20 protein-coding genes are annotated in these 22,270 nt (G+C 69.3%); 13 read left to right on the forward strand and 7 right to left on the reverse strand.

Going from position 1 to position 22,270, the window contains the following annotated elements:
- Positions 1–95: 95 nt before the first annotated feature.
- The 7 genes from AB0K07_RS22240 (at position 96) to AB0K07_RS22270 (ending at position 10,434) form a co-directional block, all read left to right on the forward strand.
- Complete coding sequence (locus AB0K07_RS22240) at positions 96–2,306, forward strand: glycogen debranching N-terminal domain-containing protein (RefSeq protein WP_363757331.1); 2,211 nt, start codon at positions 96–98, stop codon at positions 2,304–2,306.
- Between the two features lie 9 nt (positions 2,307–2,315).
- Positions 2,316–3,281 (forward strand): PfkB family carbohydrate kinase, encoded by a 966-nt coding sequence (locus AB0K07_RS22245; protein WP_363757332.1) that lies wholly within the window; start codon positions 2,316–2,318, stop codon positions 3,279–3,281.
- Positions 3,282–3,482: 201 nt separating this feature from the next.
- On the forward strand, positions 3,483–3,959 hold the full coding sequence (locus AB0K07_RS22250; RefSeq protein WP_363757333.1) for a hypothetical protein: 477 nt from the start codon (positions 3,483–3,485) through the stop codon (positions 3,957–3,959).
- A gap of 34 nt (positions 3,960–3,993) precedes the next feature.
- Positions 3,994–5,832, forward strand: a complete 1,839-nt coding sequence (locus tag AB0K07_RS22255) for a glycoside hydrolase family 15 protein (protein WP_363757334.1) — start codon at positions 3,994–3,996, stop codon at positions 5,830–5,832.
- 112 nt (positions 5,833–5,944) lie between these two features.
- On the forward strand, positions 5,945–6,304 hold the full coding sequence (locus AB0K07_RS22260) for a hypothetical protein (RefSeq protein ID WP_363757335.1): 360 nt from the start codon (positions 5,945–5,947) through the stop codon (positions 6,302–6,304).
- 329 nt (positions 6,305–6,633) lie between these two features.
- On the forward strand, positions 6,634–9,114 hold the full coding sequence (locus tag AB0K07_RS22265) for a M14 family metallopeptidase (protein WP_363757336.1): 2,481 nt from the start codon (positions 6,634–6,636) through the stop codon (positions 9,112–9,114).
- Positions 9,115–9,360: 246 nt separating this feature from the next.
- Complete coding sequence (locus tag AB0K07_RS22270) at positions 9,361–10,434, forward strand: CapA family protein (RefSeq protein WP_363757337.1); 1,074 nt, start codon at positions 9,361–9,363, stop codon at positions 10,432–10,434.
- Positions 10,435–10,618: 184 nt separating this feature from the next.
- On the opposite strand, the gene AB0K07_RS22275 is transcribed toward AB0K07_RS22270, so the two are convergent.
- Positions 10,619–11,200: a type 1 glutamine amidotransferase domain-containing protein gene (locus tag AB0K07_RS22275; RefSeq protein WP_363757338.1), complete on the reverse strand. Its 582-nt coding sequence runs from the start codon at positions 11,198–11,200 to the stop codon at positions 10,619–10,621.
- Between the two features lie 244 nt (positions 11,201–11,444).
- On the opposite strand from AB0K07_RS22275, the gene AB0K07_RS22280 reads away from it, so the two are divergent.
- Positions 11,445–12,287 carry an aldo/keto reductase gene (locus tag AB0K07_RS22280; protein WP_363757339.1) on the forward strand — a complete coding sequence of 281 codons (843 nt, stop codon included), beginning with the start codon at positions 11,445–11,447 and terminating at the stop codon, positions 12,285–12,287.
- 36 nt (positions 12,288–12,323) lie between these two features.
- On the opposite strand, the gene AB0K07_RS22285 is transcribed toward AB0K07_RS22280, so the two are convergent.
- Together AB0K07_RS22285 and AB0K07_RS22290 are read right to left on the reverse strand one after the other, a co-directional pair.
- On the reverse strand, positions 12,324–13,433 hold the full coding sequence (locus AB0K07_RS22285) for a hypothetical protein (RefSeq protein ID WP_363757340.1): 1,110 nt from the start codon (positions 13,431–13,433) through the stop codon (positions 12,324–12,326).
- Between the two features lie 316 nt (positions 13,434–13,749).
- Complete coding sequence (locus AB0K07_RS22290) at positions 13,750–14,433, reverse strand: TMEM175 family protein (RefSeq protein WP_363757341.1); 684 nt, start codon at positions 14,431–14,433, stop codon at positions 13,750–13,752.
- Between the two features lie 159 nt (positions 14,434–14,592).
- On the opposite strand from AB0K07_RS22290, the gene AB0K07_RS22295 reads away from it, so the two are divergent.
- From AB0K07_RS22295 to AB0K07_RS22305, 3 genes are all read left to right on the forward strand, one after another.
- Positions 14,593–15,750, forward strand: a complete 1,158-nt coding sequence (locus AB0K07_RS22295; RefSeq protein WP_363757342.1) for a glutathione-independent formaldehyde dehydrogenase — start codon at positions 14,593–14,595, stop codon at positions 15,748–15,750.
- A 579-nt stretch (positions 15,751–16,329) separates the two neighbouring features.
- Positions 16,330–16,683, forward strand: a complete 354-nt coding sequence (locus tag AB0K07_RS22300) for a hypothetical protein (RefSeq protein WP_363757343.1) — start codon at positions 16,330–16,332, stop codon at positions 16,681–16,683.
- A complete protein-coding gene (locus AB0K07_RS22305; RefSeq protein WP_363757344.1) occupies positions 16,680–17,855 on the forward strand; it encodes a zinc-dependent alcohol dehydrogenase in 1,176 nt (391 codons plus the stop codon). Before AB0K07_RS22300 ends, AB0K07_RS22305 begins: the two co-directional genes overlap by 4 nt.
- 356 nt (positions 17,856–18,211) lie before the next feature.
- Here AB0K07_RS22305 and AB0K07_RS22310 read toward each other — a convergent pair whose 3' ends face one another.
- Entirely contained in the window at positions 18,212–19,366 is a 1,155-nt protein-coding gene (locus tag AB0K07_RS22310) for a CapA family protein (protein ID WP_363757345.1), read from the reverse strand.
- Positions 19,367–19,902: 536 nt separating this feature from the next.
- Here AB0K07_RS22310 and AB0K07_RS22315 point away from each other — a divergent pair.
- Positions 19,903–20,196, forward strand: a complete 294-nt coding sequence (locus AB0K07_RS22315; protein ID WP_363757346.1) for a hypothetical protein — start codon at positions 19,903–19,905, stop codon at positions 20,194–20,196.
- Here AB0K07_RS22315 and AB0K07_RS22320 read toward each other — a convergent pair.
- From AB0K07_RS22320 to AB0K07_RS22330, 3 genes are all read right to left on the reverse strand, one after another.
- Positions 20,171–20,806, reverse strand: a complete 636-nt coding sequence (locus AB0K07_RS22320; protein ID WP_363757347.1) for a poly-gamma-glutamate hydrolase family protein — start codon at positions 20,804–20,806, stop codon at positions 20,171–20,173. The two genes, AB0K07_RS22315 and AB0K07_RS22320, sit on opposite strands and share 26 nt — an antisense overlap.
- A 108-nt stretch (positions 20,807–20,914) precedes the next feature.
- Positions 20,915–21,184, reverse strand: a complete 270-nt coding sequence (locus AB0K07_RS22325) for a hypothetical protein (RefSeq protein ID WP_363757348.1) — start codon at positions 21,182–21,184, stop codon at positions 20,915–20,917.
- Between the two features lie 21 nt (positions 21,185–21,205).
- Positions 21,206–21,394 (reverse strand): hypothetical protein, encoded by a 189-nt coding sequence (locus AB0K07_RS22330; RefSeq protein WP_363757349.1) that lies wholly within the window; start codon positions 21,392–21,394, stop codon positions 21,206–21,208.
- Positions 21,395–21,415: 21 nt separating this feature from the next.
- Between AB0K07_RS22330 and AB0K07_RS22335 the strand changes: the two genes are divergently transcribed.
- Positions 21,416–22,246, forward strand: a complete 831-nt coding sequence (locus AB0K07_RS22335) for an FkbM family methyltransferase (RefSeq protein WP_363757350.1) — start codon at positions 21,416–21,418, stop codon at positions 22,244–22,246.
- Positions 22,247–22,270: the final 24 nt, after the last annotated feature.

The raw sequence follows: 22,270 nt of genomic DNA on the forward strand, positions 1-22,270 counted from the left end.
TGGCCGGGAACCCGGGAGCGGAGACGGCGGGGCGGGCTCGGCGGCGATCGGCCGCGGGCAACGCCCGCGGCTGGCGACGAGCCGAGGAGGTGCAGGTGACAGCGACGACACGGCGACCGACGCCGGCGGACCCGCGCCCGGACCTGTCGGCGGAGAGCCGGGTGCCCAGCGGCGCCTGCCGGGACCTGCCACCGGAGTTGGGGCCCGACGCGATCGGCGTGCTGGAAGGTCGGACGTTCATGTTCTCCGACGCGGCGGGGGACGTGCCGAAGGGCTCGATCGCCGGCCTCGTCCACGACGACACCCGGTTCCTCAACCAGTGGGAGCTGACGATCGACGACGCTCCGCTGATGGTGCTCTCCTCCGGGACCGTCGACGCCTACTCGGCGGCGTTCTTCCTGGCGAACGCCGACCTGCCCCACCTGCCCGCGAACCGGGTCGGCGTGCGGCGCCAGCGCTTCGTCGGCGACGGCCTCTACGAGCGCGTGGAACTTCGCTACTTCGGCACCGAAACCACGTCGATCCGTCTACGCCTGGCGATCGGGACCGACTTCGCCGACCTGTTCGAGATCAAGGAGTCCGGCCGGGACCGCACGCCGGACATCACCCGACAGCACGGGCCGGACGGCTCTGCACTCGGGTTCCACTACCGCAACGGCAGCTACGTCGCCTCCGTCCACGTCGAGGCCGACCCGCCGGCCGACCTGGTCGACGGCGATGCCCTCGTGTGGGACCTGCGCCTCGAGCGGGGACAGCAGTGGACCTGCGAGTTGAGCGTGCCGCTACGGTGCGGCGCGGAAAACACCCGCCCCTCGGTGCGCGGGTTCGGCGAGGCGGTCGATCACGGGCCGGACGACCCGTCGACGCGCTGGGTGACGGAGAAGCCCACTCTGCACGCGGAGGCGGAACTCCTTCGCGAGGTCTACCACAGGTCGGCGATCGATCTGGTGGCCATGCGGATCGAGAAGAGCATCGCCGGCGAGCCGGTCGTCCTCCTCTCCGCGGGTCTGCCGTGGTTTCTGACCACCTTCGGCCGCGACACGCTGATCACCGCCTACCAGACCATGACCTGCGGGCCCGAGGTTGCCCGGGGGGCACTCATCGTGCTGGCCCGGCATCAGGCCACCGCGTTCGACGACTTCACCGACCAGGAGCCGGGCAAGATCTTCCACGAGTACCGCTCGGGTGAGCTCAGCCAGCTCGGCGTCAAGCCCTACCGTCCCTACTATGGTGGCGCCGACACCACGGCCCTCTGGCTGATCCTGCTGTCCGAGTACTGGCGCTGGACGCGGGACGACGCGCTGGTGCTCCGGCTGCGCGGCAACGCCGAGGCGGCGCTGGGGTGGATCGACCGCCACGGCGACCGCGACGGCGACGGCTACGTCGAGTACGCCACCCGGTCCACCCAGGGCCTGGGCAACCAGTGCTGGCGGGACTCCCCCGACGGTGTGCAGTACGCCGACGGGACGATACCCGTCCTGCCGATCGCCACCTGCGAGACACAGGGCTACACCTATGACGCGAAACTGCGCATGGCCGAACTCGCCGACGGGCCGTGGGACGACCCGGAGCTGGCCCAGCGCCTACGCGCCGACGCCGCGCAGTTGCGCGAGAGGTTCAACCGGGACTACTGGATCCCCGAGCGGGGCGGCTACTACGCCATCGGCCTCGACGGCGACAAACGGCCCATCGACTCGATGACCTCCAACATGGGTCACCTGCTGTGGAGCGGCATAGTCCCCGACGATCGCGCCGGGCAGCTCGCGCGACATCTCATGTCGCCGGAGATGTTCTCCGGATGGGGCGTACGCACCCTGTCCACCTCCGACGTCGGCTACAACCCGATCGGCTACCACGTCGGCACGGTCTGGCCGCACGACAACTCGATCATCGCGGCGGGGCTGGCGCGGTACGGCTACCGGGAGGAAGCCAATCGGATCGCGATGGCGATGCTGGAAGCCTCCCGCCACTCCGGCTACCGGCTGCCCGAGGCGTTCTCCGGCTACGACCGGTCCTTCGGGCGTCAGCCCGTGCCGTACCCCACCGCCTGCAACCCGCAGGCCTGGGCCAGCGGGGCGCCGTTGCTGTTCCTGCGCACCATGCTCGGCCTCGAACTGGGCGAGGACGAGCTCCACGCCCGCGCCCACGTCCCCGACGAACTCGGCCGGATCGGCCTGCATCGCGTGGCGGCGCTCGGCCAGCACTGGAACATCGACGCCAGCGGTTCGGACTGCCGGGTGTCGCTCGCCGACCAGGCGATCCAGACCGCCGGGGCCGCGCCGGTAGACGTGACCGGTACGGGGTAGCACTGCACCATGAGCAACCCACGCGCGGTGGTGATCGGCCAGCTCGCCCGCGACCTCGTCCTTCAGATCGACCAGTGGCCGGAGGTCGGCCACGCCGCCGACGTCCACCGGCGGCACGAGATGCTGGGCGGCAAGGGCGCCAACCAGGCGGTGGCACTCGCCCAGCTCGGCGTGGCGGTGGCACTCGTAGCCGTGGCCGGCGACGACGACATCGGCGACAGCCTGCTCGCGCAGGCCACCCGGGACGGGGTGGACGTCTCACCGGTGGTCCGCCGGCCGGACACGTCCACCGGGCTGATCGTGGAGGCGCTGGACGGGAGCGGGCGGTGGCGGTACCTCCAACACCTGCCCGACGAGGTGCTCCTCACCGCGGCCGACGTCGAAGCCTCCGCCGGGCCGCTCCGCGCCGCGGATGCCGTACTCGTGCAGTTGCAGCAGCCGCCAACAACCGCCCTCGCCGCCGCGCGCCTGGCCGACGACGCCGGCCGGCTCGTGATCCTGGACGGCGCACCGGTCAGCGGGAGCGACCGTCCGGCATTGCTCGCCGCGGCCGACGTCGTGCGCGCCGACGCCCACGAAGCCAGCCTGTGGACCGGGGCGCCGACCGACGACATCGACCGGGTGCTGGCCGCGGCCGGCGACATCCTGGCGGCCGGGCCCGGGCTGCTCGCCTTCGGGGTGGAGGGCGGGAACCTCTTCGCGTGGCGCGACCAGCGGTGGGGCGACGGGCACCTGCTCGTCCCCCTGACCGACCAGACGGTGGTCGACACCACCGGAGCCGGCGACGCCCTCGTCGCCGCGCTGACCGCGGCGCTCCTGCGCAAAGACGCGCCCCCGGCCGCCGCCCGGTACGCCGTCGCCGCCGCCGGGGCAGCCGTCGGACGTCCCGGCGGCCGGCCGCACCTGAACGCGGATGCGCTGCGCGCCCGGCTGGCCGACGACGAGGCGAAGGCGACCACACCGACGACCCGGTGAGGTGCCGAGCGAGGGATTCCGCTCGACCGGACAGTTCGGTGGCTTATGGTGAAAAGCCGACGCGGCCAGTGCCGTGCGACGTCCAGATCCGGACCACAGACCTTCACGTTGTCCAGCGGAGGGACGGACCGATGACCGAGAGAACGTCGCGGTGCCGCGTGCCGACCGGTGCCGACGCGCGCGACGTCCAGCACCGCTGAGATGGACTGGGCCGGATGGGCGTTGTTCGGGTTGGTCGCCACCGCGGTGCTGACCGCAGCGCTGATCATCGCTCAACTGGCCGGCCTCACGCGCATCGACTTTCCCCTGCTACTGGGAACCCTGTTCACCGAGGATCCCGACCGGGCCCGCGTCGTCGGGTTCCTCATCCACCTGTGCGCCGGTCAGGGCTTCGCCCTCGGTTACGCGACCACGTTCGCCCTGCTGCACCGCGCCACATGGTGGATCGGGGCCCTGCTCGGGACCGTCCACGTCGGGATCGCGCTGGCGGTCCTCCTGCCGCTGCTTCCGGGCGTCCACCCGCGCATGGCCTCCCATCGGGCAGGCCCGGCCAGCACGGCTGTGCTGGAGCCGCCCGGCCTGTTCGGCGTCAACTACGGCATCCAGACTCCCGCGGTCGTGGCTGTCGTGCACGTCTTCTACGGGGTGGTCCTCGGGCTGCTCCTCCAGGCCGATTGACCCGCGTCGCACGACTCGTCACGAAGCGATCTCCATGACCGGTGGGCACGACACGACGGCTCCCCGGCCTTCAGCGCCGATCAGCGACTACGGGCTGCTGGGTGACACCCGCACCGCCGCCCTCGTCGCCGGTGACGGCGGCATCGACTGGCTCTGCGTGCCCCGCTTCGACGGCGAGCCCCTGTTCGGCCGGCTGGTCGGGGGCCCCGACGCGGGAACGTTCCGCATCGGCCCCGCCCGGCCCGCCACGGTCGTGCAACGGCGCTACCGCCAGCACACCGCCACCCTGGAGACGACGTGGTCGGTGGGCGGCGGCCGGCTCACCCTCACCGAGGGGATGGTGGCCGAGGTCAGCGGTCGCCTGCTGCCCACGACACTGATCGTGCGGCGGCTGTCGACCGAGCAGGCGGCGGTCGACGCCGTCGTCGAGTTCGACCCCCGCTTCGGCGTACGGCACCGCCGGCCCCGAGTCCACCACCGGCGCCAGGCGCTGGTGTGTCTGTGGGGGTCGCTCGCGGTCTCCCTGGGCAGCGCACCCGACGTCACCGTCGAACCCGGTCGGCCTACCTTGATCACGGTCAGCCCGGGCCGTCCCGTCACCCTCGTGCTGGCCGTGGCCCACCGCGAACCGCTGATCCACGTCGACCCGGCAGCGGCCTGGGACCTGCTGACCGAGGACGAGGACCGCTGGCGGGCCTGGTCCGCAGAGATCGACCGGTCACTGCCCTTCCGGGAATCCGTCGTACGAAGCCTGCTGACCCTGCGGCTGCTGACCTACTCGCCCTCCCGAGCCCCGGTGGCCGCACCCACCACGTCCCTGCCCGAGGATCCCGGCGGGGTACGCAACTGGGACTACCGCTACGTCTGGCCCCGGGACGCCAGCATCAGCGTCAGCGCCTTCCTCAGCGTCGGCAAAGCCGACGAGGCCCAGGGTTTCCTCGCGTGGCTGCTGCACGCCAGCCGGCTGCAACGGCCACGCCTGCCGGCGCTGCTCACCCTTCACGGCCGCCACGTGCCGGCAGAACGGGAACTGCCCGGCTGGCCCGGCTATCTCGACAGCGTCCCGGTACGGGTCGGCAACGGCGCCGCCGGGCAACACCAGCTCGACGGCTACGGCTGGGTTATCGACGCCGCCTGGGCGTTCGCGCAGGCCGGGCACCGCCTCTACAGCGAGACGTGGCGGGCGGTGCGCGGCTTCGCCGACATCGTCGCCCGGTACTGGCAGGAGCCCGACGCCGGCATCTGGGAGGTACGCCAACCTGCCCAACACGTACATTCCAAGCTCATGGGCTGGCTCGCCCTGGATCGAGCCCTGCGCATCGCCGACACTCATCGCCTGTCCGACCGCCAACGTCGACGCTGGCGGGAAGCACGAGATGCGATCGCCGCCGAGGTGCGGACATCCGGCTTCAACCCGACGGCGGGGAGCTACGTCCGCAGCTACGGCTCCGAGGGCCTCGACGCGGCACTGCTCGTCCTGCCGCTGCTGGAGATGGACAGCATCGAGTCACCCCGCGTGCAGGGCACCATCAACGCCATTCGGGACCGGCTCTCCGCTGGCGGTCCGCTGCTCTACCGCTATACGCCGGGATGTGACGGCTTCCACGGCACCGAGGGCGCGTTCCTGCCCTGCTCGTTCTGGCTGGTGCAAGCCCTCGCCCGCACCGGGCGCCGCACTGAGGCCGTCGAGCTGTTCCAGACCATGCTCGACCACGCCAGCCCGCTCGGCCTCTACGCCGAGGAACTGGACCCCGCGACCGGCGCCCACCTCGGCAACTACCCCCAGACACTGACCCACGCCGCGCTCGTCCAGGCCGCACTCGCCATTCGCGACGCCCCCGCTGGCGGGGCTGGCCGTCGCGCCTCCGCGTGACCACACCGCAGCGGCCCGCGCCCGGGTGACGGCAGCCATCGGCGCAGGCATGTGTAGGCAGCCGCGTGGGTGGACCGGCTGGCGGCCCTCGCACCCGCCGTACCATCCCACGATGGTCTTGAACAGCTTCGTTGCGCGCGGCGGGCTCAGCTACGTTGACCGCCTCGACTTCACCCGAGGCGACACTGCAAGGGTTGTCCGGCGACTGGCCTGGCCGACGGTAGGGCTCCGCGCCACCGACACCACGCTCACCTTCTCGTCGCGTACCGGTGCGGACACCGTGCAACACGCCCAGGTGACCGCACAGCCGCACCGACCGTTCTACGGGCGGTTTCCTCTGCCGGCGTCCGCCGTCTCCTTCGAGGTCGAGGGACGCGACCAGGTCCTGCTCTTCTGGACTCCCCGCGTGGGCGCGGTACTGCGTGGACTCGCCAAACTGGGCTGGGACGCCGAAGATCACCTTCATGACTGACTAGGCGTAGATCGCTTCCGCTCGCACCGGCCGACGCTCGTCCAGTCGTCAGTCGAGCGCCGGACGACGGCTGCTTCGGCCCCCGGGTGAACGACTAACTCAAGCAATGCTCAAGATCGGGCGCACGCCGTCCGTCGATGTGAAGAATTCACATACACTCACCGCACCCAGTTCGCTCACAGCCCGCACGCTGCTCTAACGACGTCAACCGCCGTCGTCAGCAGGCTCACCGCGGGCGACCTCAGCATGTCCATCCGAATGGATCGGTCCGGCCCGCTCGTGGGCCGGCCACGGCATCAACCACAGGCCGCAAACAGAAGGAGGGAAGCATGCAACGCAGACGGCTGCGCATCGCGCTTCTCGCGCTGCCCGCCCTGGTGGCGAGCGTCCTCATCGTGCCCGCGCCCGTAGGCGCGGATCCCGCGGCGTCCACAGCCGCGGCGCGTTCGGGACGATCCCACCTGGAGGACCAGGAGTCGGTACGCCTCGTACGCATCGGGCTGACCGGTGCCGACATGCTGGACAAGGTGGTGGGAGCCGGCTTCGACCTCGAACACGGCCTCAGGCGCGTGCCCAGCGGCATCGAAGGCGAGGCGGTGGTGACCGCCGAGCAGGTCGCCGAACTCGAGGCGATGGGCGTCGAAGTCCTCGGCGACGACGAAGGCTTCGCCTGGAGCGAGGAGGCCGACGGCGGCATCCAGGCCTTCCGTACGCAGGCTGCCCAGCCGCTCAGCCACGAGGCGACGGTACGGATCGTCCGCGCCGACTGGTTCACCACGAAGGGCCAGGGTTTCCTGTACGTCGAGGCGCGGACCACCGAAGGGCAGCAGGCGGATCCGATCGTCACGATGCAGCTCGAGAACGACTCAGGCCGGCGCACCCCGTTCGGCTTCGCCCGGACGATGAGCCGGTTCGTCGACTCCGGGCAGTACATGTTCCACCGGAACCTGTTCAAGCTCGACGCGCGCCCGCACCAGATCCGGGTCACGAGCTCGACCAACGGCGTCGCCACCGGCGACGTCTCCGACTGGCTCGAAAACGCTCCGCCGCCGCTGACGGAGAATCGGGGCTACAAGTCGGACTTCGTCGACGGCTACCGGAACCCGCAACAGCTCTACAGCCGCGCCAAGGAGATCGCCCGGCAGTACCCGGACATCGCCGAGATCGTCTACCTGCCGAACCAGACGAATGGCTACCAGCGCAAGGCGCAGGCCACGATCGGCGGTACCGGGCAGTCCGCGGTCGTCCTCAGCTCGGCCGCGTGGGGCCACGAGGGTGGCAACGACATCACCGTCGAGTTCGTGGAGCGGCCGGGGGCGAGCCTCCCGCTCAGCGTCGAGGTGGCGGGCAAGGCGATCCGCGTCCTCCTCGCCAAGGACGCCTCCGCCGGCGTCGCGAGTACGGCTACCGAGGTGGCAGCGGCGCTGGAGGCCCAGTCCCAGGGCCTCATCGACCGGGCGCACCCGTACCGAACCAACGCGGGCACCGGCATCGTCGCGCCGACGTCCGGCCCGGTCGCGCTGACCGACTTCCTCGACCAGAAGCGCGTCGGCGCACCGGAGGGCGAGGTGCCGCGTGGCCCGGCCACGATCCCCGTCCTGCGGATCGGTAAGCACCGCGACGGCAGGAACCCCGGTGTGCTGATCCAGGCGCAGGACCACGCCCGCGAGTGGGTGCCTGCGACGACCTCGCTGGAGTCGGCCGAGCGTCTGGTGCACAACTACAGGTCGGACAGGGAGACGAAGAAGATCGTCGAGGGCACCGACATCTTCTTCATCCTGTCCAACAACCCCGATGGGGCGAACTACAGCTTCTACAACTTCGCCTCGCAGCGCCGGAACATGACGAACCACTGCCCGGATCAGAACGCCGATCCGGCCCGGCGTAACTCCTGGGGCGTCGACCTGAACCGGAACTACCGGGTCGGGTCGGGTCACGACGGCTACTCGGGTGCGTCGACCAGCTGCGTCAGCGACACCTACCAGGGACCGGAAGAGCTGTCCGAACCTGAGTCGAAGAACATCATCTGGCTGGTCGAGAAGTACTCGAACATCAAGTTCATGATGTCGGTGCACTCCAACGGCGGCCAGCTGTTCTGGCAGCCCGGCGCCTATATCGCGGACGGCCGGATCACCACGCCTCGCCCGCCGCTGGGTGACGAGGCGTTCTACTGGCAGTCGGCCGGCAGGATCCTGTCGCAGGTCAAGGCGTACCGGGAGACCGTCGTCACGCCGGAGAACGTCGGCGGCTCGTCGGACGTTCTCTACTCCTCCGCGGGCAACGTGCGCGAGGATCTGTACCACACCTACGGGATCTACGCCTTCGGCTGGGAGGTCGGCGGCTCGGTCTACAACCCGGCCACCGGCGACTGGCAGGGCGGCTCGTTCCAGCCGGCGTGGGAGGGCGATCCGAACCTCGTCAGCGGCCACGCCGAGACGATGGAGTACGCCAACGGAATCATGGAGATGTTCCGGGTCGCGGCGGACTGGGGCAAGGACAAGAAGGACCCGACCTCCAAGCTCGTTCCCGGCGGCGGAAAATACTCCACGCCCGTTGACGTGCGCTTCGAGACGAACGAGCCGGCCACCATCTACTACACCACGGACGGCAGCCGGCCCACACTGCAGTCGCCACGCTACGAAGCGACCGAATTCCGTGAGCCGGGCGAGGTGTTCCACGTGACCGAGACGACCACGTTCCACTGGTTCTCGGTCGATGCGGCGGGCAACATCGAGCAGAACTACGACCCGACGAAGAACGACCGACGCGACAACTACCGCAAGGCGACCATCACGATCCGCCAGAAGTAGGCGCCCATCGGGTCGGGGCGGATCGCGGGTCAGTCATGTGAACCGGTTGGATCAGATTCGTCCGCCGGTACGGGTTCTCCTCGGAACCTGTACCGGCGGACCTCGCTTTAGATGCCCCCGGTAGCGAATACGCCGTCGCCAGCCGCCCGGTCCACGCCTCCGCGCTGCCGGCGGACGGCAGTCAGGCCGAGGGCAATCCTGGTCAAGTAGGCCCACGGTCGGGCGGGTTTCCGTACGCTGCGCTGAGTGACATGGGCACGATCCTTCGTCGCGCTGGCGGCGACCCTGACTCTTGCGGCATGCGATGCCGCCCCCGCCCGGACCCCGCCGGCCGGAGCGCCGACCCGCGCCGCCCCTACTGCCTCCCCTGCCGCCTCCCCGTCGCACCCCACCGAGATCACCTTGGCCTTCGCGGGCGACGTGCACTTCGCCGGCCGTACGGCGGACCTGTTGGGCGACCCGGCGACCGCGTTCGGTTCGATCTCGTCGACCCTGTCGGCCGCAGACCTGGCGATGGTCAACCTGGAAACGGCGGTCACCACCCGCGGCGCTCCAGAGCCGAAGGAGTTCCATTTCCGGGCGCCCGCAAGCGCGTACGACGCGGTGAAGGCCGCCGGCATCGACGTCGTGTCGATCGCCAACAACCACGCGTTGGACTACGGGCGGACGGGGCTCGCCGACACCGTGGACGCCGCCAGGGCTGCTGGGATGCCGGCCGTCGGGGCGGGCGCCGATGCGGCAGCGGCGTACACGCCGTGGTTCACCGAGATCCGCGGTACCAGGATCGCTGTCCTCGGTTTCAGTCAGATCTCCGAGCTGTGGTCGGAGTGGAGAGCCACCGACACCCGGGCCGGCATCGCCATGACCCGGGACCTGCCGCGCGCCACCGCGGCGGTGCGCGCCGCCCGACGACAGGCGAGCGTGGTCGTCGTCTACGTCCACTGGGGCACGGAGGGCGACGCCTGTCCGCCCGCCGAGGCTCGCGCGTTCGCTGACGAGATGGCCGAGGCGGGGGCCACGATCATTGTCGGCACCCACGCCCACCTCCTGCTCGGCGACGGGTGGATCGGCAACACCTTCGTCCAGTACGGACTCGGCAACTTCCTGTGGTGGCGTGACGACGCGTACAGCAACGACACCGGGGTGCTGCGGGTGACCCTCGACGGTTCGGCGACCTCGAAGACGGAACTGGTGCCCGCGACGATCTCCCGACGCACCGGTCGTCCGGAACTCGCCGCCGCGGCGGACGCGGCCCAGATCCGCCGGGAGTACGCGGGCCTGCACGCCTGCACCGGACTCGCCGCGAGCCCCACCCCGTAGTCGGGGCGAAGCACGCCCGGCAACGCAGGAGTGAATGACCCCAGCCAAGCGAGGGTGACATCTCCGGCATCGGAAACGGTTGGCCGTTGGAGTGGGCGCCGTACACACGCGGCGGTTGGCGGGGATGCCCGCCGGGCCGGGGCTCAAGGCCGGGCTGATCCTCCCGGCCCTGAGCCCTACCGGGTCAGGCTGTCGCCATCTGGCGGACGTGCCTGCCCTCGGTGAACTCCTCGACCATCTTGGCACAGAAAGCCGGAAGGTCGCTGGGGCTGCGGCTGGTGACCAGGCCGTTGTCGACCTGCACCTGTTGGTCCACCCAGTTCCCGCCGGCGTTGCGGATGTCGGTGCGCAGGCTGGGGAACGAGGTGACGGTCCGGCCGTTGACCATGCCGGTCTCGACCAACGACCAGGGGCCGTGGCAGATCGCCGCCACCGGCTTCTGTTGCTGGAAGAACGCCCGGACGAAGTCCATCGCCTGCGGGTTCACCCGGAGCCGGTCGGGGTTGACCGTCCCGCCCGGCAGCAACAGGGCGTCGTAGTCGGCCGCATTTGCCTCGTTCACGGTCCGGTCCACCTGATAGTGGTTGGCCGGGTTGATGTCCTGGTTCATCGACTGGATCTCGCCGGATTTCAACGAGATCAGGTGGACCTCGGCCCCCGCCTGCTCCGCAGCGGCCCGAGACTGGGTGTACTCCACGTCCTCCACCCCGTCGGCGGCGAGGCAAGCGACTCGCTTGCCGGTCAGTGGCTGCTGGCTCTGCGCCATTTCTGCGGCCTCCCTTCGCGGCGCCACCCCGTCGGCGGCGCATCGCTCGCTCGCGGTCGCCTTCCCGGTGCGGGCACGGGCAAACAGGCCAGCGAACGCCGCTCGATGGCGGACAATCCGGCGCATGCACCCTGCACAGCGAGGGCCTGCGCGGAGAAAGAAGGTGGCGCTACGAGGGTGTGCTGCCTGTCGCGGCGGGTAACCGAGCCGACGTACTGGTACCCAAGCTCCCGGAAAGGTCGACATGACCCTCGCTGCCGCTGCCATCGAACTGCCGTCCGGCCAGACGATGCCCGTGCTCGGCCAGGGAACCTGGTACCTCGGCGAGCGCCCCGCGGGGCGGCGGGATGAGTTGGCCGCCCTGCGCACCGGGCTCGACCTGGGCATGACCATGATCGACACTGCGGAGATGTACGGTGACGGCGCTTCCGAGGAACTCGTCGGCGAGGCGATCATCGGACGACGCGCCGACGTCTTTCTGGTCGACAAGGTGCTGCCGTCCAACGCCAGCCGACGGGGTACGGTGCAGGCCTGCCGCCGCAGCCTGCAACGACTCGGCGTCGACCACATCGACCTTTATCTGCTGCATTGGCGCGGCACGCATCCACTCGCGGAGACGATCGAGGCGTTCGCCGAACTCGTCGACGCCGGTGACATCGGGCAGTGGGGCGTGAGCAACTTCGATCTTTCGGACATGACGGATCTACTTGATGCGGGCGGAGACGCCTGCGCGACCAATCAGATCCTGTACAACCTCACCCGCCGCGGTCCCGAGTACGACCTGCTGCCGTGGCTACGCGAGCACCATATCCCGGTGATGGCGTACTCGCCGATCGAGCAGGGTCGACTGCTCGGCCACCCCCAGGTCGCGGAGGTCGCCGCCCGGCACGGGGTCACGGCCGCTCAGGTCGCGCTGGCCTGGGTGCTGCGGCACGAGATGGTCGCGGCCATCCCCCGATCGTCCAAGCCCGAACACACCCGGGAGAACGCGGAAGCGCGCGACCTGCATCTGACTGAGGAGGACGTGGCCGCACTCGACACGGAGTTCCCGCCGCCGGCCGGCCCGCAACCGCTGGAGATCTTGTAGCGTCACCGAACTCGAATCATCCCGCCCACCGTGGGGCTACCCGTCCCTCTCGTCCCGCCAGCCGCCGGGTTCGGGATGGTAGCCGTAAGCAGCGGCCCGCACCGTTTCCTCGTTCTCCAGCCCGGAGCCGATCGCGCCGCCGACGGTGGCCAGCGAACTGGTGATCCAGGCGAGCGTCAGGTAGTCGGTGAGATCGACAGGCCGCTGCAAGGTCTGTTCCAGCACGGATGTGTCGATCAGCAGCGCCCCGACGAGCAGCGTTCCAGCGAACAGCACCAGGTAGGACACCCCCGTCGCCAGAGCGAGGGTGAGGGTCGTACCCAGGTTGAACAGCCGGGCCAGCTCAGCCGGTGTCTTGCGGTCTGGTTTCTCCCACAGGTCGTGCGCGACGATCAGCCAGGCCACCAACGCGCTCAGCCCGAGTAGCATGATCACGGCGAGCCGGAGTCCGCCGAGCGCATCGCCCATCTGCCAGATGGTGTCCGTGGTGAGCGCGATCGCGGCCGTGCCGAACGCGCCGACCAACAGCTTGGACAGGCCCAGCAGGGCGCGCCCCGGGCGGTTGGCTCGGACCATGCCGGCCAACAGCCGCACCCGGCCGATCAGCCCCGAGGCGACGTAGCTCAGTTCCCCGACGTCGGTCTCGCCGACGACCTTGTGGATGGCGGTAACCCGCCTTGCCATATCGGCCGGCGCCCAGCCGGCCGCCGGCACCCGCTGGTCCAGAGCGTCGGTGAGTAGCCGGCTCACCAGATCCGGAAGGGCCGCGCGGGTTGCTCGCAGCTGCTGCAATCCCAGCGCGGGCAGGGACACCGCCGCGACTAGGCGCCGGGCGGAGGTCCGCGCAACCAGCGGCGCCCGCCCGGTGTGCAGCGGCAGGTCGGTCAGGCAGATCGCGACGTCCCACTGGTCGTCGGTGCGCCGTTGGGCAAGATCGTCGAGCAGCGCCTCAACGCCGCCGTCGCGGCGCGGCGCCACCTCGCCCCAGCCGTCCCGGACGGTCCACCGCACGTCCGCGTTCACCCGGTCGGCGAGCCGACCGGCCAGCTCGGCGGTGAGCAGCGCGGCCACCCGGGCCGGGTAGTCCGGCGGGGTCGCCACCAGTCCGACGACGATCTCCGGGCGGTGCTGTTCACTGTGGGTCATTGGTGCTCCTCACCGGTAGCCGGGCTCGTCGCCGTCCATCGACACCAACCGGGTCGTCGTGAGCTCTCCGCGGGTTGTCACCCCCGGTACGGCGCAAGATGGCCGAGTCAGCGGTGGCACAACCCGCGCCGCAGGTCGTAGAAGCCGTTGCTACGCCGTCCGCAGAAGAGCGAAAGCAGGAACAGGACGACCAGTACGCCGGCTCGTTGACCAGCCAACCAACCACGCCCGCTGGGTCGCCCGCCTCGGCGTCTCAGCAACAATAGCTAAAGATCATCCGTTACCGAATGTTACCGCCGTTGCCGGAGAAGAGCCGTCAGCTCCCCGATGCCGGGGGGCGACGCGCGGTCCGGCGGGTGAAAGGCACAAGGTACAGACCGGCGCTGGTGACGCCGTAGAACACCGGCAGCACGACGAAGATCACCAGGCCGGCGAGCGGTGCGACCAGGTACCCGATGAGCCCTGCGGCGGCATAGAGGATGACCCCGACGAGTGCCCGCACCCGCTCGGCGGCGAAGTGCCGCTCACTCACCTCCTCCTCGAGCAGGTCCTCGCGCCGGGCCAGGTAGTGGAAGAACGCCAGCCAGCTCCCGCAGAGCAGCGCGCCGATCAGCGCGTAGAAGGCGACGGCCACGCGTTGGTCCTGCTGGTCGTGCTCCTGAAGCGCGCGCGAGACGACGGCTGTCGGGAACGGCAGCAGCGCCGTGGTGAACAGGACGAAGAGGTTCACCCAGTGCAGGCCCCGATCACTCTCCTTGATGCGATTGAACGCGCCCTTGTGGTTCAGCCAGACGATGGCCACGTAGGTGTACGAGGCGAGATAGGCGAGGTAACCCGGCCACTGCTCCAGCAGCCCCGACAGCAGGCGACCGGGCGGTACGTCCGGCACCCCGAGATCCAGCACGAGCAGCGTGATGATGATGGCGAAGACGGCGTCGCTGAACGCTACGGCACGCCTGGTGTCCGACCGGGTGCCGATGTCGTCGGTTGGCCTGCTCACGGCCGGTGGCTACCCACCGACGCCCGCCATAACCGGCTCCTTTCAACCGAGCCAATAGCGCGGATCATGAGGTGGGGGGCGAAGCGGATTGCAAGAATTTGACTGCCAGGCGGTCTTGGAGCCGCAGTAGGGACGGAATCTTCACGCGGGGGGTAGTGAATGAAGGCTGTCGTGTACGACGGGCCACGGACGGTCAGCGTCAAGGAGGTGGCGGACGCCAGGATCGAGCGGCCGACGGACGCCTTGGTACGCATCACGACGACGAACATCTGCGGATCCGACCTGCACATGTACGAGGGGCGGACGGATCTGCAGCCGGGCATGGTGCTCGGGCACGAGAACATGGGTGAGGTCATCGAGGTCGGCGAAGGGGTCGACCTGGTCAAGGTGGGCGACATGGTCTGCCTGCCGTTCAACGTCGCCTGCGGCGCCTGCGCCAACTGCAACCAGGGCCTGACCGCGTTCTGTCTGGTGGCCAACCCGGCGCCCGGCATGGCCGGTGCCGCCTACGGCTTCGCCGACATGGGTCCGTACGCGGGCGGTCAGGCCGAGTTGCTGCGGGTGCCGTGGGCCGACTTCAACTGCCTGGTCCTGCCGCCGGACGCCCGGGACATGAGCAGGCAGAAGGACTACGTGATGCTGGCGGACATCTTTCCCACTGGCTGGCACGCGACCGAGCTCGCCTGCGTGCAGCCGGGCGACAGCGTGGCAGTTTATGGTGCCGGACCGGTCGGGTTGCTGGCCGCGTACTCCGCGATCATCAAGGGTGCCAACAAGGTGATGGTGGTCGACCGGCATCCGGACCGGCTGCGCCTGGCGGAACAGATCGGCGCGATCCCGATCGACGATTCCAAGGCATCACCGGTGGACCAGATCCTGGAGCAGACCGGCGGGATGGGCGCGGACCGCGGCTGCGAGGCCGTCGGTCACCAGGCGCACGACCCGAGTGGCCAGGAGAAGTCGGGGCTGACCTTGAACAACCTCGTGCACTCCGTGCGGTTCGGCGGCACGATCGGCGTGGTCGGCGTGTACTTCCCCAAGGACCCAGGATCCCCGGACCCGCTGCAGAAACAGGGCAAGATGCCGTTCGACTTCGGCATGTTCTGGTTCAAGGGACAGAGCATGGGCACCGGTCAGTGCAACGTGAAGAACTACAACCGGCGGCTGATGAACCTCATCGCGAACCACAAGGCCGAGCCCTCTTTCCTGGTGTCGCACGAGCTGAAGCTGGACCAGGCACCGGAGGGGTACCGGAACTTCGATGCCCGCAACGACGGCTGGACCAAGGTCCTGCTGCACCCGGACGGCGGGCGCTGACCACGGCTTGGCCCCAATGAGGCGTGGAGGCGGCACCCGGTGGGGGTGCCGCCTCCGTCAGGAAGGCATCGCCTGCGGATCGCCGCGACCCGCCCGTCCGCCAGGGACCAGCAGGACTTGCGTCCCACGCCCGACAGCGGCCCTTCCAGGAACTCCGCGCCGGTCCGGCGCGGCTCCGCCCGAACGAACCGGCACGCGACACGCGGCAGGGCCACTCACGACGGCGGCTACGAGGAGCGCCGCGGTCGGTGGATCGGCTTGTTCGTGGCTCGGCTGCTCGTCGAGCGGTGAGGCCCCTCGCCCGCGCGGTGTCGCGCCCGTAGCACTGCCCCTTGCCGCGCGCGGGAATCGTCAGCCTGACAGTGCACCGATATGAAAGGGTTTGTCCGTGACGGAGCCGTCGGTCGGGCAGATGCGGCGACGGGTGGGGTCGACTCGGGGGCGCACATGAGGGCATTGGTCAAGGCGGGGGTCATCGTGGTCGGGGGGTGGGTCCTCCGCAGGTTCCTGCTTCCGTCGGGGCGTCAAGGGCCCTGGCGGCGGGCCCCGTTGATGCGGCGCGAACCGCGGTGGCACGTGGTGACTGTGAACCCGGCCCGCGACGAGCTGACCCCGGACTCGCCACTTCCCGAGCCACTGGCCGGTCTCGGTGACGCCGTGGAGGTGCAGATCCGCCGGGCCGCGGCTGACCGCGGCATCGAGCTGGCGGTACGGCTGCGCGACGGCGCCCAGTCGCCGGCGACCGCGGGAGCCAGGCGACTCGCGGGTCGCGATCCCAACCAGGCGATCCGGGCCGCACTGCGCGAGGCGAAGCAGCTGCTGGAGACCGGCGAGGTGCTGCACCCCGACTTTCCACCCACCACCCAGACGACGGCGGTCAACAAACCGCTGCAGATGGCGACGCGGCAGGGCCGCCGGGAGGGGCGACTGTGAAGGCACTGTTGTGGCAAGGCGTCAACGAACTGTCGGTGAACGAGGTTCCGGACCCGACGATGCGCAACGAGCAGGACGCCATCATCCGGGTGCGCAAGACGGCGACGTGCGGCTCCGACCTGCACCTGCTGGGTGGGTACATCCCGTTCATGGAGCGGGGCGATGTCCTCGGGCACGAATTCCTGGGCGAGGTGGTCGAGGTCGGCCCGCAGGTGCGTAAGCACAAGGTGGGCGACCGGGTCGTGGTCTGCTCGTTCGTCTCCTGCGGCCGCTGCTGGTACTGCCAGCAACAGCAGTACTCCTTGTGCGACAACGGCAACACCAACCCCGCGATCACCGAAAACGTCTGGGGCTTCGCACCCGGCGGCTGCTACGGCTACTCGCACGCGCTCGGCGGCTTCGCGGGCAGCCACGCCGAGTACATCCGCGTTCCGTACGCCGACCAGGGGGCCTTCACTGTCCCGGACGGGGTGAGCGACGAGCGTGCTCTCTTCGCCTCCGATGCCGCCCCGACCGGCTGGATGGGCGCGGACCTCGGTGGGGTCAAGGCCGGTGACGTGGTCGCGGTGTGGGGCGCGGGCGGGGTGGGCCAGATGGCCGCACGCGCGGCGGTCCTGCTCGGCGCGGAGCGGGTGATCATCATCGACCGTTTCGCCAATCGGCTGCAGATGGCGGAGAAGTACCTGGGCGTGGAGACGCTCAACTACCAGACCCAGGACGTCGGCGGAGAACTGCTGGAACGCAGTGGCGGGCGCGGGCCTGACGTGTGCATCGAGGCGGTGGGGATGGAGTCCCACAGCACCGGACCGCAATACCTGTACGACCAGGTCAAACAGCAGCTGCGCCTGGAATCGGACCGTCCGATCGCCGCCCGCGAGGCCATCTACCACTGCCGCAAGGGCGGAAGCGTGTTCCTGCTCGGCGTCTACGCCGGCCTTGTCGACAAGTTCCCGCTCGGGGCACTGATGAACAAGGGCCTCACCCTGCGCGGCGCCCAACAGCACGGACACCGCTACATCCCGATGTTGCTCGAACGGATGGCACGCGGCGAACTGGTCACCGAACACCTCGCGACACACACCATGCCACTCGACGAGGCGCCACAGGGATACAACATGTTCAAGAACAAGCTCGACGGCTGCGTACGCGCGGTCTTCGAGCCCGCCCGATGATCGGTGCGCGGGGTCGTGTCGCCGGTCGGCTCGACACGAACGGGGCGATGAGGACCCGGTAGAAGCGGTGGTGCGCCGGCAGCGCCACGACCCTGACGGCGGACACCGCGTACCTGGCGCATCTGCTGGCCGAGCGGCCGTACCCGCCGGCCCGAGCCGGCGGCCCGTCGCCCGCGCCGAGCTTCGCCACCGGGCCGACCACGACCACTGCGGGGACGGCGTGCCGGGCAGACGCGTGGTGTCAGCCGGATGAGGTCCGCCCTCCCGGCTGCGTTGCACGAGCAAGGACAGGTCGGGTTGACTCGTTCGCCGGCCCTCGGGACGTCGACAGCGCGCAGTGGGGCGCAAACGTGTCCTTAGCGCCTCACCTCAAGGCCCGCGGTGATCGCGCCGCGGCTGGCGAGGTGGCCGACAACGCGATCCTGAGCCGCGGTGTACAGAGCATGCCGGCGGTCGGCGCTGGGCAGGGAATCCAGCTCCGCGGACAGGTCCAGGACACGGATGTTCGGTTTGAGGGACAGCCAGGTAGGGACTGCCTCAGCGCGGGTGACGAGCCACCGTCCATTCGACTGCCGAGTGAACGTGAATTTGGCGAGGACACCCTCGCGGTTGGCGTCGCGGGGAAAATCGTGGCGAGCGAGCAAATTTCCCACTCCGTAGGCGATCCACTTGTCGCCCACCCGTTCCATGGGCTGCACGACGTGGGCGTGATGACCGATGATCAGGTCAATGTTGGGGTCGGCGATGAGTTGTTTGGCCCACGATATTTGCCTACCGTCCGGTGCGTTGACCATTTCGGTGCCCCAATGGGCAGAGAGCACGATGATCTCGGCACCCGCCTTGCGGGTGGCCGCTGCTGCGGCGCGAATCGCGTTGACGTCGATCCGGTTGGCCAGCCACGCCTTGCCCGGAGGTGGTTCGATGCCGTTGAAGTGCAGTGACCAGGAGAGATGGCCAACTGCGACTCCGTGCACCTGGTAGATCGTCGGGGTTGCCTGCTCGGCTGCGTTGCGGAAGGTGCCCGAGTGGCGCAGGCCGGCTCGGTCGAGCGCGTCGAGGTTGTCGTACACGCCTTGCTCGCCCTGATCAAACGCGTGATTGCTGGCTGTGGAGCAGGCGTCGTAACCAGCTTTTTTGACCGCAGGTGCCAGTTGCACAGGAGCGTTGAAACGCGGGAAATCCTTGGGCTCGCCCGGCCCCATCGGTGCCTCCATGTGACAGATCGCGAGGTCCGCCGATTCGACGGTCGGACGGATCGACGCGAACATCTGATCGAAGTCGTAGCCCGACTGGCCTTCCGATCTCGCATCAACCTGCGCCTGTCGCCAGGTCGGTGGATGCACGAGAATATCGCCGGATCCCAATATGCTGAACTCGCGTTGTTTCGCAGGATCCCGGTTTTCGGCGACCATTGGTACATGGGTTGACGGGCTCTGCGGGCCGTGTACCGCGGGAAAGCCCGATACGGCCGCGACGAATACCGCCACGACGCGGACGAAGGTTGCTCGCATTGGGTCTCCTCCTTCCTGCGGAGCGAGAACTGCCGCACCCCCCGGTCAGCGGCAACGCTGCGTTGGCGCTCCGCGTTGCAGTGACACGGACGGTATGTCCCGAGCCCTCAAATTCAGGAGAAAGGGCGAGGTTACTCCTTCCAGCATCCGCGATGCGTCCGCCGGTGGATTTTATCGATCAGTCTCCGCGGTTGGCCAGACGTCGCATACCGCTTGTTTTGAAGGGCCACGTGCGTTAAGCGTCGAAAGTGTGGCCCGCTACACCTTCCCCGCCGGCCAAGGTTCACACGTATGTCTTCCCCAAAGTTCACCGACAGACCCGGCCGCTCCGGGCGCCGTTGGGCGACCCTCCGTGTTTCACCACGGATTCGGGTTCATCGAGTTCTGCGGTGTTCCCCCGCGTAGTAGGAACCCCGCGATGCCGCCGTCCGGCCTGAACGGCACCCTCATGAGCATTGCCGGCCGCTGGTCGTGTGTCGGGCATCTCCGGGCCGGCCCGGTTGTCCGCCCGCCGTCCGGTGCGTCAGTCTCAGCGGTTGGTGATCCTGCTCAGCGCGTTCGGCATCGTGCTGCTCGGCGCCTTCGCCCAGGCGGTCAGCGGCTTCGGGTACGGGCTGGTGACCGTGCCGTTGCTGACCGCCGCCGTTGACCCGCGCCGCCTTGGTGGTGTCGGCGCTGACCGTCACCGCGGCCATCCGGGAACGCGCCCACGCCCGGTGGCGTCGTGGCACCCGGGCTGCCTCAGCAGGGAGAGCTGGTCCGATCTCTGGGGACCCGAGGATGGTCACGCCCGGACTCAGCGCCTCACGACGCCGGCTGAAAAGTGGTGACCACCGACTTGATGGCTTCGACGTAGTCGTAGAAACGCGCCGTCCGTTGCCCCGAGTCTCTCATTGATCGGGACAAGTCCCCGGTGGGAAAGAACGACTTGCGCAGAGCGTGAGAGAGTTCTAGCTGTACCCCCGCTCCTCGCCGGTCCTTGTTGCAGATGTTGCCGGGGTAGGTGCCGGCCACCTCGCTCGAGGCCGATATGACCCGGAAGCCTTTGTCGATCAGCGCGGCCGAAACGCTTGGCTGCAGGTCGGCGTCCAGCCCTCCAAGGGCCGTTTCTGCCCGGTCGGCGGTGCCGGCGTAGCCATGGAATGATATACATCTGTCCGCCGCCCCAACCAGGGCTAGACATTGCGGCTCATCGAAATGCGAAGAGGTGATGTGCAGATCGGAGTTGTGGCTGGCTTTGATGCCGGCGAACACATACGTGTCCATGAGTCCGTCGCCTACGGCGAGCGCCAACTCACCACTACCGGCTTCTATGCCGCCCCCGTGGATCGCGATGGAAGCCCACGACGTGTTGGGTCGGTAAAGCGCGGTCCGGGTGTAGGTAGCTCCCTCTTCCTCGGCGGCAGCCAACTGGGCGTAGTTGTCATAAAGGTTGCCCACACATGCCTCCGATCAGGACACCCGCCTCGCCGAAGAAGTCCGAGATGCTGTCAGCGGGATCCGCGCCGGATCGGCCGAGGTTGCCGACCGGCGCGCTCGACTCCGCGCTCACAGCGGCAACGTTACCCGCTGTTCTGGGGTCATTAGATCGATTCGGTGAGCACACACGCGGAAGCCGCCCATGCCAACCCTTGACAATTGCTGCGCCACGACTGGCGGGCATTCGGGCCGACGCGCCAGCGTCAGCGCCGGGTGTCCCGGCACCACCCGTTCATTCCCGGCGATCGCTTCCGCGATTGCAAGCTTGGTGCCCGCGCCGGCATCCGGCCACAGCCGCTCCGCCAGCCACGCTCCGAACGTGGGGTCGTTGCTCAACACGTTCCGCAGGGCCTTTGGCCATCACGCGGGTAATGCTGGTGCCCACGTCAGATCAGCGGGGACGGTCCCTGTCGAGCTGTACAGATCGCACGCGAGCGCGAGCCGCAGCGGTACGGCAGACACGTTGTGCACGGTCGCCGAGCGCACGGCGTCGGAGAGGGACTCGATGAAGCGTTCGGTCCCCACCTCCCCGCGGGCCAGCTTGGCCATGTATCCAGGGGTGCCCGGCAAATGGACGCGAATCGCCCTCGCGTTGCTCCGGACGCGACTACGGTCAGACCAGTGGTCGATGACCTCAGCACGGTGGAGGCACTCAAGGCGGACCCGACCCTGTCCGGGTTGCGCCGCTCCCTGGAGGCGTACTACGGCGACCCGGCCCGCGAGGCGGCGATGGACGCGTTCTACGCGCCCCTGGTCCGCCCGGGAGACCTGGTCTTCGACGTCGGCGCCCACGTGGGCGACCGGCTCGGCAGCTTCCGGCGGCTGGGCGCCCGCGTGGTGGCCGTCGAGCCGCAACCGCTCTGCACCCGGGCCCTGCGCGCCCTCTACGCGGACGACGACCGGGTGACCGTGGTGGAGGCGGCGTGCGGGGCGTGTACCGGGCCGGTGCGGCTGCACGTCAACTCGGCGAACCCGACGATCTCCACGGCGTCGGCGGATTTCCTGCAGGCCGCCGAGGGGGCCGGCGGCTGGGAGGACGAGATCTGGGACGTCGAGATCGAGGTGGCCGGAACGACACTCGACACCCTGGTCGCGGCGCACGGCGTGCCGGGCTTCGTAAAGATCGACGTGGAGGGATTCGAGGACGCCGTGCTGGCCGGGTTGAGCCGCCCCCTGCCGGCGCTGTCCTTCGAGTTCACCACCATCGAACGGGACCTGGCCGCGCACTGCCTGGACCGGCTCACCCGGCTGGGCTTCACCAGGTTCACCGTGGCGCTCGGCGACGAGATGGCGTTCGCCCTCGATGGCTGGCGGCCGGCGGGCGAGGTGGCGGCGTACCTGCGGGCGCTGCCCCATGAGGCCAACTCGGGCGACGTCTACGCCCGCGCCCGGCCCGCCTGACCCTGCCCTTGCCGGAAACATCGT

Source organism: Micromonospora sp. NPDC049301 (assembly GCF_040678715.1).
Classification (GTDB): Bacteria; Actinomycetota; Actinomycetes; order Mycobacteriales; family Micromonosporaceae; genus Micromonospora.

Coding starts and splice junctions, on each gene's coding strand:
- AB0K07_RS22245 (WP_363757332.1), top strand. CDS start 2,316: ATGAGCAACCCACGCGCGGTGGTGATCGGCCAGCTCGCCCGCGACCTC.
- AB0K07_RS22250 (WP_363757333.1), top strand. CDS start 3,483: ATGGACTGGGCCGGATGGGCGTTGTTCGGGTTGGTCGCCACCGCGGTG.
- AB0K07_RS22255 (WP_363757334.1), top strand. CDS start 3,994: ATGACCGGTGGGCACGACACGACGGCTCCCCGGCCTTCAGCGCCGATC.
- AB0K07_RS22260 (WP_363757335.1), top strand. CDS start 5,945: ATGGTCTTGAACAGCTTCGTTGCGCGCGGCGGGCTCAGCTACGTTGAC.
- AB0K07_RS22265 (WP_363757336.1), top strand. CDS start 6,634: ATGCAACGCAGACGGCTGCGCATCGCGCTTCTCGCGCTGCCCGCCCTG.
- AB0K07_RS22275 (WP_363757338.1), bottom strand. CDS start 11,200: ATGGCGCAGAGCCAGCAGCCACTGACCGGCAAGCGAGTCGCTTGCCTC.
- AB0K07_RS22280 (WP_363757339.1), top strand. CDS start 11,445: ATGACCCTCGCTGCCGCTGCCATCGAACTGCCGTCCGGCCAGACGATG.
- AB0K07_RS22285 (WP_363757340.1), bottom strand. CDS start 13,433: ATGACCCACAGTGAACAGCACCGCCCGGAGATCGTCGTCGGACTGGTG.
- AB0K07_RS22295 (WP_363757342.1), top strand. CDS start 14,593: ATGAAGGCTGTCGTGTACGACGGGCCACGGACGGTCAGCGTCAAGGAG.
- AB0K07_RS22310 (WP_363757345.1), bottom strand. CDS start 19,366: ATGCGAGCAACCTTCGTCCGCGTCGTGGCGGTATTCGTCGCGGCCGTA.
- AB0K07_RS22330 (WP_363757349.1), bottom strand. CDS start 21,394: ATGGCCAAGCTGGCCCGCGGGGAGGTGGGGACCGAACGCTTCATCGAG.
- AB0K07_RS22335 (WP_363757350.1), top strand. CDS start 21,416: ATGGACGCGAATCGCCCTCGCGTTGCTCCGGACGCGACTACGGTCAGA.